The organism is Cedecea colo (assembly GCF_011808225.1).
Classification (GTDB): Bacteria; Pseudomonadota; Gammaproteobacteria; order Enterobacterales; family Enterobacteriaceae; genus Dryocola; species Dryocola colo.
In genome coordinates, this window is the sequence record NZ_SOYS01000003.1 from 1 (window position 1) to 14520 (window position 14520).

Below are 14520 nucleotides of genomic sequence, written 5' to 3' on the forward strand. Positions count from 1 at the left end.
AGCCACGAGTGGCAGTCGTTCCTGAAATCACATGGACTGGAGGGCAGTATGAGCCGTCGTGGTAACTGCCATGACAACGCAGTTGCAGAAAGTTTTTTCCAGCTACTGAAGCGTGAACGGATAAAGAAAAAGATCTACGGAACACGGGAAGAAGCCCGTAGTGATATTTTTGATTACATCGAAATGTTTTATAACAGCAAGCGTCGGCACGGTTCGAGTGATCAGATGCCACCGACGGAATATGAAAATCAATATTATCAACGGCTCAGAAGTGTCTAGATTATCCGTGGCGATTCAAACGTCGGGGTAAGATGCGGGGAAATGGCGGGAAGACTTCAGAAAGGTTACAGTTACCGGGCAAACTCTGCTCTCTACCGGTTTCTACGGATAAGAATGGTTACTGGATATTTTTGATTTTTAAGCAAAATATCACTGGTGCTTTTGCCATCAAGCGCTGACAGATAGATATTTTCAAGTTGTTGGTTACGTGGGAGGCTGCTGAAATACTTCAACCTGCTTATTTGCGATGGAAGATCGTGGGTAGTACTGATTCCGGTAACTGTTCACTTGAGTCCAACCCGGAAAGGTGTGGTAAAATGCTACTAGTGACTGAAATGTGTGAGAATTCGTGAAGTGAGTGGCCGGACTACGGCTACCCTGAAAGAACAGTTTTGGTGACTCGTCTCGCACAATACAGTTACTTGGTTAAGCAGCCTTGCAAGCTGGCTTAACCTTCAATCAAACTACCTTGCTAGGCGATATTTTCGTTTACGGAGCAAGAAATTACGCGCCAAAAAAAGGATCTCAAGGAGATCCTTTACGGATCGACGAATACATCATTATTTCATCGACAGCAACTTGTCATAATCTGGGTAGATATGAGTGATATCTTCACTGAAACCATTTGGGTAAGTCGCAGTTATATTTCCAGGGCGAATAGCTGGTGGAGTTAACACAACTACTTTGCTGAGGTGTATTTTCGGCTCAATATTGATGTTTTCTACATCCAGTGTTTTATATCTCCTCCGCCACTGCTCATATCCTGTATTACCACCGAAAAGAGACAGATCCACTTGATTATCAATGTGGTGAACAACCATTGGGAAAAAGTCTGTTTTTAGTTCAATTATCTCTCCGCTGGACACTTTAGCCCGCCCAGTCCCATAGCCATCACTGAGACCATAGTCTCCGAAATCGAATATATAACTGGTATCGATAACCTTTTTCCCCTTCACCAAGGGAACATCATCCGCAATCCTGAAACTTACCAGCAGCGAGTTCAGCTGCCACTGACACGGGCCGCCACCGTCCACTGTGACGCGCAGATGACGGACATTGCTGCTATCCGACACATCGAACGGTCGTTTAACATCGTTATAGCCCGGAATATCATGCGGCTCATTGCTGGAGTTATAGCGGACTGACTTACACTGCGCCGAACGATACAGCAGCTCAGCGGGCTGCAGCGTAATCCCTTCCGGAACCCGGAAAGTAACATCCACCCACTTTGCATCTGCCGGGGGAGAAAGAGTCTTATCCGGACGGTTATCACACCCGAAAAGTAGCGTCAAAGCGCATGCAATGACGGCGGTTTTACTGAGAGAGTTCAACTTCTTCCTCCGTTACCGCCGCAAAACGCAGCAGGGCATTTTTTCCTGTTTCTTCGGCCTGTGTCCGCCTCAGAGCCACTGGCAGCATGTCCTGCAACGCCAGAAACTCACGGTTACGTTCAACCTCATCCGGGTTACTGTAGGCTGCGCTTTTCTCAACCTCTTCCCGGAACATGACCCGCATCTCTTTCCGGTTCATATTGCGGGTCGGATCGGCCAGTTCCAGCAACTGATTGTGAATATAGGGCAGGTAGCGGTGCGCCATCGAGTGGCTGCGGGGATCTGTTCCGATGCCGTTCAGATCCGGGTTAGTGTTCTGCGGAAAGGTTTTTGCCAGGCTGGCCGGGTTCAGACACTGGATAAACGAGGCCTGATGTTCACCGGTGGATTTCAGGCATTCCTCATTCAGGGACGGCACCACATACAACTTAGTGGCCACAAAATGCCGGGAGTAGGCCTGCCCGTCGACCAGGCTTTTCTGGTACGGACTGGTGGCCCGCATCGCGCACTGCTGCGCCCGGAAAAATATCACTGTGCTGCCGTGATGCCAGTACGGTTCTTTTTTCTCTGCAAGCCCTGTTGACTGGTACGTCAGGTCCCGCACGGCCACGCTGAGTCCGGCTGCCGTGGTCAATGACCAGTCAAATCCCAGTTTGTCGCCCAGAGGTCCCCACGTTCTGTAAAATTCATTATCGAGATCGGCATCCGGCGGGATCTGCGTGATAGTGTCATTGTCGTTAACGTGCCGGTAGTGTTTGATATTCCCCAGAGAGGCTATCGCCGAGCGGGTGAAAGTTCGCGGCATCCCGTAGGTGTACAGAACTGGCTGGTAATCCTTCATTTCAGCGGCATAAAGCAGCGCTAGAGCACCACCCAGACTGTGACCACAAATAAATAATGATTTTCCTTTGTCTAAAGATGTCCTGATAGCCCGAAGATCAAACTTATCCCCGAATTTCCGTTTCGCCAGTTGATAGGCGTCCAGAAAACCACCGTGAACATTTCCCGTTACGGCCAGCTCCGGCAGACAGCGCTTAGGGGCAAAAGACAAATCGGTCAGGATATTCAGCAGGCTATCGGTACCGCACCAGGCGACCAGCACATGTGCAGCACATTCCACCGTAAACAGGCGGGTATCACCTTCTCCCGTCGGCCCCTCCCCGGTGTTCAGGTAGACCGGAGGCAGATAGCGCTCGCGGAACGGCACATCCACCGCCAGCGTGTGGAACCACGACGGATACTCGGCAAACTGCGGGATACAGGACAAATCCTGACACTTCCGCCGGAAAAAATAATCGATAGTCGGGTTATTAGACTCTGCGGCATACACAAGGTCGGCCATGATGCCGAGGTTCAGCCCATTGGCGAGGTCATAATCTTTCGTGTCGTGTAACGACAGCACCCACGCCCGGAACGGACAGATTTCTATCACATGGCGCTGCTCCAGCGCGTCCCGCGCGATTTTCGTCCCTTTCATCTCCTTTCCGGTCGGAAAATGAAACATTGGAGGATCAGTCTCAGTCCATCCCGGCATCTCCGGCAACCGGTCACACAGCTCCCCGATGGTCACATAGTGATGGCGGTAACCGGCGGCTTCAGCTTTCCCCTGCACGTCTGAGCGCCATATGGGATCACGGGTTTCTGGCCGGAAAAGATTATTACTCACCGGCTGGCTGTTAGGGTTACGGCTGATGCCTAGCGGGCGCTGCTCCATTTCGTCGGCCAGTTGTTGGCCGTCTGTTTTCACATCTACCGCTATCCAGTACAGATCATCAAACCGTACCAGACCCTGACTGTCAGTGACACCGGCGGGCGGGTTCGGCGGCGGTGTGGGGTCAAACTGAGTGTGTCCGCCTCTGGCCCACAGAGCCAGCTCTGCCGCCGTTGCCAGCGGATGATACTCCAGCTGCACGTTGAGACCGGAAACTGGGTTGTTGTTCTCATCCACGAACTGCAGCTCCAGCCAGTACATCCGCTGCTTACCGCAGGCGACTTCTTTGTACTTCATTTTGTGACTCAGGCAGGTCACTGTCGTGTTGTCTGTTGCGTCCATTTTGCGGTTAAATCCTTTTAATTCAATTTGTTAAATTGATTCCCACCTTGCGCGGGGCGTAATTTAACCAAAATATTCACTGTTATCTTAATATGCAATGGGCTGGAGGTTGCAGGTCATTTAGGGATTTACGGTAAGCCCCGTTTTGCAGAACGTTCTATCTCCGATTGAGAGCCTGTCTCTCGGTATTACCAGTATTCTGACCATAATCCCCCATGGATCATATTGATATAGTAGGCATAATACCCAAAAGTTGGCTAAAGCTAAATCAATCAGAGTGAAAAATGTTCGGTTTGATGTAGGGGGGAGTGAGGAGGGTCCAACGCAGGTGGTATGCGTTTTACTTCAGACCGGACAAAGACCGGATGTATCCGTGCAGTAATGAATCCGTTAGCCAGGTGCTCATGTGGAAATAGTGTCTATTGAGGATTTGAAGTCTGACAGACAAGACCACCGCGACCAGAGGGGATGGTTGCCACTTAGAGGAAATGTTTAGGCTGGATGGAAGAGGTAAAGCAGCGACATCAGCGGTCAAAACGACCAGAAATCTACCGGAACCCAAGAAAGCAAAAAAACCAGCCGTTAAGCTGGTTTCTCTAAATAGTGGTGCCCGGACTCGGAATCGAACCAAGGACACGGGGATTTTCAATCCCCTGCTCTACCGACTGAGCTATCCGGGCAACGGGGCGCATTAAACTGGATTACCTTGGTCTCGTCAATGGAAAATCTTCATTTAATCGTTTAGGTGCGTGTTTTTTCAGCAAAAGGTAATAACATTGCTCAAATATCAGTCTTTATGCTTCTACCAGAGCTCTACCACAGTAAAGATTTGGGTTCTGTTGAAAGACTTTCATATGATTTCTGGCGTTTGGTTTGATAACTGAAAGTCTTAGGGTTTATCAATGAAGTGTAGATGGCCGATGGCTTGTTTTTGCTGGTTAATTAAAAGACAATTACCGCGATAAATGGATGGGTATAGTCAAACTTTACTTTTTATTGAGGGATTAATGATGGTAAGAGCACTGGCCTGCCTTGGCGACAAAACGAGTTATGGAGAAATCATTTCCGCCACTGCGACCTGGTTTGAGGGGAATAAAGCAATAGCCCGCACTGGCGACAAGGCATCATGCAGCAAATGCAACGGATATTTTGAAATCCTGGCCTCCGCACAGGACTGGGCAGAAGAAGGCAAAGCCTATGCTGCCACAGGTGACAGAGTGCTGTGCCGTTGCCCCGATCACTATGTTTACGGTTCAGCCACGCAGTTTACCAGCACAGGTACTGGCTCTCTGACCTCCCGCAATACCAGTCACTCGTCTGTCCCAGTGCCGCAGGCACAGGATTCCAGCGCCCGGAACTGTATTCGCTTTCAGTGTGCCGGTGATGATGACCAGCTAATGGCTGGCTGTCGTTACACCCTGATGTTCCCGGACGGACGTTCTGAAGCTGGCGTTACCGATGAGCACGGGGTTACCGGATGGCATTATGCCGAATCGGCAGACGATATCAGTCTGCATATCCTTACGGACTGAGGAAAAGGTATGTCAGACAACAGATGGAGCGGTGTACATGGCAAAAACTCCGGGCTGGATGGTGATAAAACATCTACAGGTGCAGTCTGTTATGCCGGGAGTCAGGGCTGGTCAGTAAACGGAAGGCGAAAGCTCTATGTGGGAGATAAAACTTCGCCCTGCCCGAGATGTGGTAAGCCCGGTGTCATTGTTTCAGGTGATCCCCGGCAGACCAATCCACAGGAGAGAGCGGTGGTTGTCTATGGTTCACCAGTACGGTGCGGATGTGCCGACGGAACGAATTATGTCATTGCCGCGGGAAATCCGTTAACGGCCAAAATTGTCAGTGCGCAGAGCCAACCTGCACAGCAATCTTCTTCACGTAACACGCTTCGTTTTCAGTGTGCTGATGATGATGGCAGGCTGATGATCGCTTGTCAGTATGTTCTGATGTTCCCGGATGGTCATACAGAAACAGGGAGCACGGATAACGAGGGGATGACAGAATGGCATTTTGCTGAATCTGCTGAAAATATTAACCTGCATATATTAATGGATTAATTATGGCTGTGTATCATCTCAGTACCCGTATAAATTCCAATGTTCCGGCTGATTATTTGTTGTACGATTTGTGTATTTACCGCATGGATTCCGAAAGAAATAAATATACCCTGATTGATGTGAAGCAACATCCTTTTCAGAGTAATTACGAAACGCAAAGTCACATGACCGGAAATATAAATGAGTCTCTCTCCACTATTTATATTATGGAAGTCAAACTTTACCGTAACACCATGTTGCACATACACTGTGTGACGCCTGTACCGTTTACTAAAATGTACACGCTGGAAGAATTTGCATCAGGTAAAGCCTGGTCTCCGGTAAAACGTGAGAACCCCTGTTATTTTGAGTCAAAAGGTACAATGAAGCCTGAAAGCCGGGGGGGCGAAACAAAACTAATACAAATCACTGTGCCGGAGCGTCCATTTATTGCGAAAGAATATCCAGTTGGTAATCCTCTGGATCCTTTTGAAAAAAGTATAATAGAACAACAAATAAATAAAAGATATAATCATTATCCCGATGCTTTTCCAGATCAAAATGCGGCAAGTACTTGTGGGCCTGCCGCATTTTTTTACTGTGTCCAAATGGATCGCCCTGATGTATATGCACAGGCTGCAAGGGAACTTTGGCGATATGGAAAGACCAAAATAGGTGCATTGACGATTTTGCCTGGAGAAGGATGTAAGCATCCTTCAGGTGTTTTTTATACAAACGATGGTAGACCAAGGATATTAGGGCTTGACTGGATGACATTGGCTGGACTTAGAGATTCGGAGAATACTGTTTTAAGTTTTGATACTCTTGATTCTCCAGTTGCGGGGATCACTATGTGGCAAACGCTGACGGAGTGGTTCGAAAAAGCTGGTTATGAAAAAGTATTCAGTAATGTCGGCCCTGTTCAGGCTGGTATTCAAGGAATTCGAGATCTAAATGAGTATGCAAAAAATGGATATAAAGTCGTTACATTAATTAATGACGGACTTCTAGGTAGAAGTGATTCGAATCTAACAGTACCAACACATTGGGTTGTTTGGGATAGTCCTGCGACACAGGATTCCAACGGATATATGCATTTGAATTTATTCTCATGGGGTAACGTTTATGACCAAATAAAGCATAAGAAAGATATTTCGTTCTTTGTTTCTAGGTTTTTTGGAGGGATGGTTTTTAAACCATTAAAATAGCATGAAGAAATTGTTAACTGTTTTTTGTTTGTTAATCCTTTCAGGATGTACATTACATGCTGAGTTTTCGCCAGAAAAGAAAGAACTTAACGATGGATTGATGGGTAAATCTTACTATGCACAGATAAATATTTTGGGTGGGAGTGTTGCTACGTTGACCAACTCTCATGGTGATAGGGAACTATTAGGTAATATCTCACCAAGTGATATGGGTTTATATTTGACTCGCTGTGACAATGATAAATATGATAATAATTGCCTTCAAGTTAAAGGAGTGCCTACTAAAGCAGGATTAATTAAAGTTAGAGTTTCGGGTTTTTTCAATGTGGCAATGTTTCAAAAGTCTAGCGAGTTCGATAAAACCTATACTATTACAATCAAAGACTCAGAAGGGCCTTCTTAAAATTGTTTGATTGGCATGTGACATCAAGGGCATGTGAAGCCGATTAAGAAGCGGTCTCATGAGACAGTAATTAAAATTGTGTAATTGCCTGTTTTTGCTATGTTCACTCCAGTAACGGAGACAGGCAAATTATGGACGAAAAGAAACTTAGGGCCCCTGCGGCAGAACTGGCTAAAGGCCTTAAAACCGAGGCCGACCTTAATGCATTTTCCCGCATGCTAACGAAGCTAACCGTTGAAACTGCGCTGAATGCTGAACTGACAGATCGCCTCGGACACGAGAAACATGCCCCAAAATCAGGCTCGAATACCCGCAACGGCTATTCACCCAGAACGCTGCTGTGCGATGACGGTGAAATCGAACTGAACACACCACGTGACCGCGAAAACACCTTTAAGCCCCAGCTCATTAAGAAAAACCAGACTCGTATCACGCAGATGGACAGCCAGATTTTGTCCCTGTACGCCAAAGGCATGACCACATACTGTGTGACGCCTGTACCGTTTACTAAAATGTACACGCTGGAAGAATTTGCATCAGGCAAAGCCTGGTCTCCGGTGAAGCGTGAGAAAACCCCTGTTATTTTGAATCAAAAGGCACAATGAAGCCTGAAAGTCAGGGGGGCGAAACAAAACTAATACAAATCACCATACCAGAACGTCTATTTATTGCGAAAGAGTACCCTATAGGAACATCACAGGATCCGTTTGAAAAAAATAAAATTGAATCTGATATAAATAAGCGATTTTATCACCGGTCTTTTCCATTTCAGGCTAGTGCCAGTGTATGTGGCCCTGCTGCTTTTTTTTACTGTATTCAAATGGATCGTCCTGATGTATATGCACAAGCCGCTTGGGAACTATGGCGGTATGGAAAGACTAAAATAGGTGGACTGACAATCTCCCCAGATAAAGGGTGTAAACATCCTTCAGGTATGTTTTATACAAGTGAAGGGCAGCCAAGGATATTAGGACTTGACTGGATGACGCTGGCTGGGCTAAGGGATTCAGAGAATACTGTTCTGAGCTTTGATACCCTTGATTCCCCTGTCGCGGGTGTCACCATGTGGCACACACTATCGGAATGGTTTGAAAAAGCCGGTTATGAAATAGTCTTTAGCAATGTAGGAATCACTCAGGCAGGTGTCCAGGGAATTCGGGATTTAAATAAATATGTAGAGCAAGGCTATAAAGTCGTTACATTAATAAATGACGGACTGCTTGAAGGTAGTAAAAATAACACAACATTACCTACGCACTGGGTTGTGTGGGATGGTTCTGTAACACAAGATGATAATGGATATGTTAATTTGAAATTATTTTCTTGGGGGAGTTCAGCTAACTGGGTAAAACAGAGAAAAGATTTGCAGTTTTTTATCAATAGATTGTTTGGGGGGATGGTTTTTAAGCCATTAAAATAGCTATGAAAAGAATTTACATTGTGTATATTTCATCTTTATTATCAGCGTGTACTTTACATGCTGATGTTACTCCATATGATAATTCTCTTAATGATGCAAAAGTCGGAACGTTATATACCAGTGAAATAAATATAAGTGGTGGCGCTGTATCATCTTTAGATTCTAATGGGAAAGAAAGATTTGTAGGTGAAATAACCCCATCCGACACAGGATTAACTTTAAGGTATTGTAATGATTCTCCTGCTCATAATTGCGTCAGGATTCAGGGAGTACCAGTAAAGCCGGGGATCGCCACCGTACGAGTATCTGGCGGATTGTTTGGCACTAATGTCGCGACAGGCGGAGAATTCGATAAAACCTATACTATTACAATCAAAGACTCAGAAGGGCCTTCTTAAAATTGTTTGATTGGCATGTGATATCAAGGGCATGTGAAGCCGCTTAAGAAGCGGTCTCATGAGACAGTAATTAAAATTGTGTAATTGCCTGTTTTTGCTATGTTCACTCCAGTAACGGAGACAGGCAAATTATGGACGAAAAGAAACTTAGGGGCCCTGCGGCAGAACTGGCTAAAGGCCTTAAAACCGAAGCCGACCTTAATGCGTTTTCCCGCATGCTAACGAAGCTAACCGTTGAAACTGCGCTGAATGCTGAACTGACAGATCGCCTCGGGCACGAGAAAAATGCCCCAAAATCAGGCTCGAATACCCGCAACGGCTATTCACCCAGAACGCTGCTGTGCGATGACGGTGAAATCGAACTGAACACACCACGTGACCGCGAAAACACCTTTAAGCCCCAGCTCATTAAGAAAAACCAGACTCGTATCACGCAGATGGACAGCCAGATTTTGTCCCTGTACGCCAAAGGCATGACCACACGCGAAATCGTCGCCACGTTCAAAGAAATATACGACGCGGATGTGTCACCACGCTGATATCTGAAGTCACCGATGCGGTTAAAGAGCTGGTCGCTGAGAGGCAAAACCGATCTCTGGATACGTTGTATCCCATTGTTTACCTTGACCGTATCGTGGTGAAAGTTCGTCAAAATGGTAGCGTGATAAACAAAGCGGTGTTCCTCGCACCCGGCATTAATACTGAAGGCCAGAAAGCGTTGCCGGGTATGTGGCTGGCCGAAAACGAAGATCCGTGCGGCTATCAAGAAGCGCAAAGTGTTCCCGGTGGACGACCCGGTGCGGAAGGTCATTTATCTGGCGATCAAGAACGCGTCAAAAAATGGAGTATGCCGATCCACAACTGGCGGCTGGCGATGAGTCGCTTTATTATCGGGTTCGATGACCGCCTGAGCGAGCACCTTTAATACGGTGGCAGTTACACAGAATTATGGACAGGCTCCACCCTGGGATATCGCTCACCACGGAAATATATACGCAGAAAGTTATCGCAACCGTAAGAGAGAAAAGGCGTCTGGATATATAGGGTCAAATCCACTTTAGGCGCCAATAATGTTTCAGGAAAAACTGTTCAATCGCTTAAGCTTACGTCAATCTGACCCGCAACAGGCCTTTTTTGAAGTGATATTGCACAAATCTTCCAGAAATTTTATTGAGCGCTGTGCATGCTGGCAGGCTGAATGCAGGAGGTGATATGGCAGAAGACTGGCTGGAACTACACCAGCATGGCGATACGGGCATTGAGACAATCCGGGCCCACTTTGAAGGGCATGCGTACGATCCCCACTGGCATGATAGTTATCTGGTTGGCATTACGCTTGCGGGCACGCAGCAGTTTCACTGCCGTCGCGAAAGGCATCACAGTACGCCAGGAGACGTTTTTCTGCTTGAGCCAGGCGAGATTCATGATGGCGATGCTCCGGTTGCGGGAGGATTCACTTATCTGACCTTCTATCTTGAAGAGCAATGGTTGATCCGTACTCTCCAGGGGCTGTATGAAAACGTCTCCTCCAGCTACTCGCTGCATTTTTCCCGTACTATTGCACGTGAGCCGCAGCTTGTTCGTGCTATTTCCGGCACGTTTCACGCTCTGCACAGCGAAGAAATGCGCATAGTACAGCAAAACACGATGGATAATCTTTTAGGCCAGCTTACAGAGCATTGTCAGTGGAGAAAGCGTCTGTCTTCGCGGGTACAGAGTACGGCAATTGCCAACCGGGCCCGGGATTATCTCCACGCCCATATCGGTGAAAATATCGGTTTGTCGGATCTGGCACGCGAAACGGCAACGGATAGGTTTACGCTTTCCCGCTGTTTTAAAAAAGAATTTCATATGGCGCCCCACGCCTGGCTTATCCAACTGCGTCTTGCGCGCGCGAGGGCGCTGCTGGCTAAAGGGGATTCGCCTGCAAACGTTGCGGCTGCGTTGGGATTTGCCGATCAGAGCCATTTAGGACGCTGGTTCCAGCGCGCATATCAGCTAACGCCGGCTCATTACCGCAGATTGTGCACAAACCTTCCAGACTTGCCATAGCCCGTAAGCGAAAGTCAGGGTTCAGACCAATTCGGGAGTTTCTGAACCGTGAGCCAATTTTATCCATCCGCACCGTTTTTACTTTTTGCGTTTGTCGCATCAATCACCCCAGGGCCGACCAATATCCTGATTCTGGCTAATAGCCAGCATTACGGCGTGAAAGCGACGCTGCCCGCGCTGTTCGGTGCCTGCGTGGCGGCGAGCGCTATTGTGCTGGTATCCGGAGCCGGTGCGGGCGAGTTGTTACGCCAGTATCCACTGGTGCGGCAGGTGATGAGCCTGGCGGGGATGCTGTGGCTGAGCTGGATGAGCTGGCAATTGTTCAGCGCGCCAGCGGCAAATTTATCCACCCAAGCGCATACGCGTTTCACCGCGCGTGCGGCGGCAGCTTTACAGATGATAAACCCGAAGACATGGATGATGGCGCTGGCTGTTGTGAGCCTGTTTGCGCCTGTAGGCGAACATGCGATGCGGGAAATCATGCTGATGACGCTGTGGTTTTTGCTTATTTCCACTGCGTGCCTGATGTGCTGGGCGTGGCTTGGAAAGGCGATAAACAGGCTGTTTCGCACCACCGTGGCGATGGTGCGTTTTCAGCGGTTAATGGCGCTGTGCCTGTTTATTTCCGCATGGGCGGGCATGTTCGGTTAGGTTAACGCACCGCCCTGGCGGCACTGGGCGAAGCGCAAAATATCCTCTGCCAGACGGCGAGCAGTATCGATATCAGCCTGGCTGTGTTTCACCAGCAGCTTGCTCAGACAGCCTTCTAATACCAGTTCCATTTGATGAGCAACCATGGCTGGATCGTCCACTTCAAGTTGCGTGAGCAGTTCGTGAGTGTATTCCCAGGCCGCTTTTTTCTGCTGGTCCGCCAGTTGATGAATGGGATGCGAGGCGTCCGGATAAAACGTGCAGGCGGCGATAAACAAGCAGCCGGGATAGCGCTGATTACTGACACACTCTGTCAGCGCCTGATAGCGTTTCAGGAGTTTTTGCTCAAGGGATAACTCCTCGCTGAGCATGAGCTGGCGGCGCCAGGCATCGACCTGCTGGCTCAGATAGCGCAGAGCGTCATAGCGCAGGGCTTCACTGTCTGGCCAGAATTGCTGGAGCTGCTGGAGCGGGTAGTCTGCTTCATGCGCTACCATCTCAAGGGTAGCGTTGGCCATGCCCTCACGTTCAAGGACGTGCAGGGCGTGTTCGAGTACGTCTTCGCGTTGCACGGTTTTCTCCTCCGTCATTCAACGGGTTAACCCACATTAGTGTTGTTTACTGCGCCTGATTGCGCAAATGCGTGCCAAAATCGCTGGCGTTCATAAAGCCGGTGACGCGTGCCGTGGGTTGCTCATCTCCTTCGGCATCAAAGAACAGAATCGTCGGCAGGCCTAACACGTTCAGTTTTTTTAACAGCGCCACGTCTTCCGCGTTGTTGGCGGTAACGTCCGCCTGCAACAATACCGTACCTGAGAGCTGCTTTTGTACCTGTGAATCGCTGAAAGTGTATTTTTCGAACTCTTTACAGGCTACGCACCAGTCAGCATAGAGATCGAGCATTACCGGTTTACCTTTCGCAGCGCTGAGCGCCTGGTCAAGCTGCCCGACGCTGGTAATACGCGTAAAATCCAGGTGCGGCTGGCTGGCGCTTACGGCGGTGCCGAAAGCCCAATCTTGCAGCGGCTTTGCACACACAAGCGCGGCGCCCAGCAGGATGATCTGTGCGACGCGCATCCAGGATTTACTGGCTTGCAGGCTGGTGATAAACGCCCAACCAAAGAATGCGACGCCCAGCAACGCCCACAGGCGCATTCCCCAGACATCTCCCAATATACGTTCAAGCAGGAATACAGGCAGGGCGAGGATCACGAAGCCGAACGCGGTTTTAACTATTTCCATCCACGGGCCGCTTTTGGGCAGCAGACGGTTGCCGAAGACGGTGATAAGCATCAGCGGCAGGCCCATGCCCAGCGCGTAAAGATACAGCGTGCCGCCGCCGAGCCACATGTTCCCGCTTTGCGCGATATACAGCAGGATGGCGCTAAGCGGGGCGGTAGTGCAGGGCGAGCAAATCAGCCCCGCCAGCGCGCCCATGGCAAAGACGCCGCCAGCCGAACCGCCCTGCTGGCGATTGCTTAGCAGGGTGAGGCGCGTTTGTAGCGCAGAAGGCAGCTGCAACGTGAACAGGCCGAACATAGAGGCTGCGAGCAGGACAAACAGCGCTGACAGCCCGATCAGCACATACGGGTGTTGCAGCGCGGCCTGAAATTGTAATCCGGCCGCAGCAACCACAAGCCCCAGAGCGGTATAGGTGAGCGCCATCCCCTGGACATAGATAAATGTCAGCAGCAGAGCGCGCGCGGTGGATAAACGCTGTTTACCGCCCAGCACAATGCCGGAGATCAGCGGATACATCGGCAATACGCAAGGCGTGAAGGCGATGCCGATACCAATCAGGAATGCCCAGAGCGCAGAAAAGGGAAGCTGGCTGGCATTAGCATCTTCTGCACCTCTCGCCCCGGAGGAGGAGAGAGAAGTTGAAGAGTCTATTTGTTTTCTCGCCCCTTCGGGGAGAGAGTTAGAATGAGGGGAAACCACGCTCAGTGGCACAACGCGCGTTTCCGGCGGATAACAGAAACCCGCCTCGGCGCAGCCCTGATACGTCACGCTGACCGTCGCGCCTTTGTCCGCGGAGTTAACCGTTATCGGCAAATTCAGGCTGTTGGTGTAAACCTCGGTTTTGCCGTAGAACTCATCCTCGTGTAGGGCCCCTTGCGGCAGATTCAGCGGTGCCAGTTCGGCCTGTGCCGGGTTGAGTTTGATTTGCTGGCGGTAAAGATAGTAGCCGGGCTTAATCTGCCAGTTCAGGTTGAGCTGGCTGTCAGACTGCTGGAAATCAAAAGCAAACGCCCGATCGACAGGGACAAACTGCGTTTTGCCCTGGCCGTCGAACAGACCTGCAAAAGTTTGCGTGCTGAAGAATAGAAAAATTAGCGTAAGGATGCGTAAAGCCATGAGAGGTATTCACTATCTCCGTGGGTAACCGGTAGCACCAGTAATTCAGGGGTTTGATATGGATGATGCGTTTTCAGGCAGGCCAGCAGCGCTTCCTGGTGGGCGATATCGCTTTTAAGCAGCATCTGCACCTCGTACTCCTGCTCCATTTTTCCTTCCCAGTAGTAGAGCGAGGTCGCGCCCGGCAACAGGGTGACGCAGGCGGCGAGTTTTTCTGCCAGCGCGAGGGCGGCAAGCTCCTGAGCGGTGGCCTCGTCCGGGGCGGTGCAAAGAATGACAACGGCCTGAGTAGTCGACATAGCTTTTCTCGTCTGCG

Annotated in this window: 14 protein-coding genes, 1 tRNA gene and 2 pseudogenes; 11 read left to right on the top strand and 6 right to left on the bottom strand. The window is 49.4% G+C overall.

Annotated elements, in window-relative coordinates:
- Positions 1 to 279: IS3 family transposase (locus E2L00_RS08275; protein ID WP_167609717.1), on the top strand; the 279-nt coding region annotated here is incomplete at its 5' end.
- Between the two features lie 560 nt (positions 280 to 839).
- Here E2L00_RS08275 and E2L00_RS08280 read toward each other — a convergent pair.
- From E2L00_RS08280 to E2L00_RS08290, 3 genes are all read right to left on the bottom strand, one after another.
- Positions 840 to 1610, bottom strand: coding sequence for a hypothetical protein (locus tag E2L00_RS08280; RefSeq protein ID WP_201279359.1), 771 nt, complete (start codon positions 1608 to 1610; stop codon positions 840 to 842).
- On the bottom strand, positions 1594 to 3618 hold the full coding sequence (locus tag E2L00_RS08285; RefSeq protein WP_167609720.1) for a lipase family protein: 2025 nt from the start codon (positions 3616 to 3618) through the stop codon (positions 1594 to 1596). Before E2L00_RS08285 ends, E2L00_RS08280 begins: the two co-directional genes overlap by 17 nt.
- A gap of 649 nt (positions 3619 to 4267) precedes the next feature.
- Positions 4268 to 4343: transfer RNA gene (locus tag E2L00_RS08290), tRNA-Phe, on the bottom strand.
- A gap of 327 nt (positions 4344 to 4670) precedes the next feature.
- Here E2L00_RS08290 and E2L00_RS08295 point away from each other — a divergent pair.
- The 10 genes and pseudogenes from E2L00_RS08295 to E2L00_RS08340 all read left to right on the top strand — a co-directional run bounded on the left by E2L00_RS08295 (position 4671) and on the right by E2L00_RS08340 (position 11846).
- On the top strand, positions 4671 to 5195 hold the full coding sequence (locus E2L00_RS08295) for a PAAR domain-containing protein (protein WP_236127710.1): 525 nt from the start codon (positions 4671 to 4673) through the stop codon (positions 5193 to 5195).
- Positions 5196 to 5204: 9 nt separating this feature from the next.
- Positions 5205 to 5735 carry a PAAR domain-containing protein gene (locus E2L00_RS08300; protein ID WP_167609723.1) on the top strand — a complete coding sequence of 177 codons (531 nt, stop codon included), beginning with the start codon at positions 5205 to 5207 and terminating at the stop codon, positions 5733 to 5735.
- 2 nt (positions 5736 to 5737) lie between these two features.
- Positions 5738 to 6922, top strand: coding sequence for a hypothetical protein (locus tag E2L00_RS08305; RefSeq protein WP_167609726.1), 1185 nt, complete (start codon positions 5738 to 5740; stop codon positions 6920 to 6922).
- 1 nt (position 6923) lies between these two features.
- A complete protein-coding gene (locus tag E2L00_RS08310; RefSeq protein WP_167609729.1) occupies positions 6924 to 7325 on the top strand; it encodes a hypothetical protein in 402 nt (133 codons plus the stop codon).
- Between the two features lie 131 nt (positions 7326 to 7456).
- A pseudogene (locus E2L00_RS08315) lies at positions 7457 to 7843 on the top strand (transposase); the annotation flags it as partial.
- A gap of 83 nt (positions 7844 to 7926) precedes the next feature.
- Positions 7927 to 8745: a hypothetical protein gene (locus E2L00_RS08320; protein ID WP_167609714.1), complete on the top strand. Its 819-nt coding sequence runs from the start codon at positions 7927 to 7929 to the stop codon at positions 8743 to 8745.
- Between the two features lie 20 nt (positions 8746 to 8765).
- Positions 8766 to 9143, top strand: coding sequence for a hypothetical protein (locus E2L00_RS08325; protein WP_338031909.1), 378 nt, complete (start codon positions 8766 to 8768; stop codon positions 9141 to 9143).
- Between the two features lie 131 nt (positions 9144 to 9274).
- Positions 9275 to 10068, top strand: a pseudogene (locus E2L00_RS08330) (IS256 family transposase).
- A 287-nt stretch (positions 10069 to 10355) separates the two neighbouring features.
- Positions 10356 to 11195 (top strand): AraC family transcriptional regulator, encoded by an 840-nt coding sequence (locus E2L00_RS08335; protein ID WP_167609735.1) that lies wholly within the window; start codon positions 10356 to 10358, stop codon positions 11193 to 11195.
- 48 nt (positions 11196 to 11243) lie between these two features.
- Positions 11244 to 11846: a LysE family transporter gene (locus tag E2L00_RS08340; protein ID WP_167609738.1), complete on the top strand. Its 603-nt coding sequence runs from the start codon at positions 11244 to 11246 to the stop codon at positions 11844 to 11846.
- Here E2L00_RS08340 and E2L00_RS08345 read toward each other — a convergent pair.
- The 3 genes from E2L00_RS08345 to cutA are packed head-to-tail and all read right to left on the bottom strand — an operon-like array spanning position 11843 to position 14503.
- Positions 11843 to 12418 carry a transcriptional regulator gene (locus tag E2L00_RS08345; protein ID WP_167609740.1) on the bottom strand — a complete coding sequence of 192 codons (576 nt, stop codon included), beginning with the start codon at positions 12416 to 12418 and terminating at the stop codon, positions 11843 to 11845. The two genes, E2L00_RS08340 and E2L00_RS08345, sit on opposite strands and share 4 nt — an antisense overlap.
- 46 nt (positions 12419 to 12464) lie before the next feature.
- Positions 12465 to 14204, bottom strand: coding sequence for a protein-disulfide reductase DsbD (locus tag E2L00_RS08350; RefSeq protein ID WP_167609743.1), 1740 nt, complete (start codon positions 14202 to 14204; stop codon positions 12465 to 12467).
- Positions 14180 to 14503 carry a divalent cation tolerance protein CutA gene (cutA, locus tag E2L00_RS08355; RefSeq protein WP_167609746.1) on the bottom strand — a complete coding sequence of 108 codons (324 nt, stop codon included), beginning with the start codon at positions 14501 to 14503 and terminating at the stop codon, positions 14180 to 14182. Before cutA ends, E2L00_RS08350 begins: the two co-directional genes overlap by 25 nt.
- Between the last annotated feature and the right edge of the window lie 17 nt (positions 14504 to 14520).

Bases quoted from the DNA above. Each gene is read 5' to 3' on its own strand.
- E2L00_RS08285 (WP_167609720.1), bottom strand. From the start codon at position 3,618: ATGAAGTACAAAGAAGTCGCCTGCGGTAAGCAGCGGATGTACTGGCTG.
- E2L00_RS08295 (WP_236127710.1), top strand. From the start codon at position 4,671: ATGATGGTAAGAGCACTGGCCTGCCTTGGCGACAAAACGAGTTATGGA.
- E2L00_RS08300 (WP_167609723.1), top strand. From the start codon at position 5,205: ATGTCAGACAACAGATGGAGCGGTGTACATGGCAAAAACTCCGGGCTG.
- E2L00_RS08305 (WP_167609726.1), top strand. From the start codon at position 5,738: ATGGCTGTGTATCATCTCAGTACCCGTATAAATTCCAATGTTCCGGCT.
- E2L00_RS08310 (WP_167609729.1), top strand. From the start codon at position 6,924: ATGAAGAAATTGTTAACTGTTTTTTGTTTGTTAATCCTTTCAGGATGT.
- E2L00_RS08320 (WP_167609714.1), top strand. From the start codon at position 7,927: ATGAAGCCTGAAAGTCAGGGGGGCGAAACAAAACTAATACAAATCACC.
- E2L00_RS08335 (WP_167609735.1), top strand. From the start codon at position 10,356: ATGGCAGAAGACTGGCTGGAACTACACCAGCATGGCGATACGGGCATT.
- E2L00_RS08350 (WP_167609743.1), bottom strand. From the start codon at position 14,204: ATGGCTTTACGCATCCTTACGCTAATTTTTCTATTCTTCAGCACGCAA.
- cutA (WP_167609746.1), bottom strand. From the start codon at position 14,503: ATGTCGACTACTCAGGCCGTTGTCATTCTTTGCACCGCCCCGGACGAG.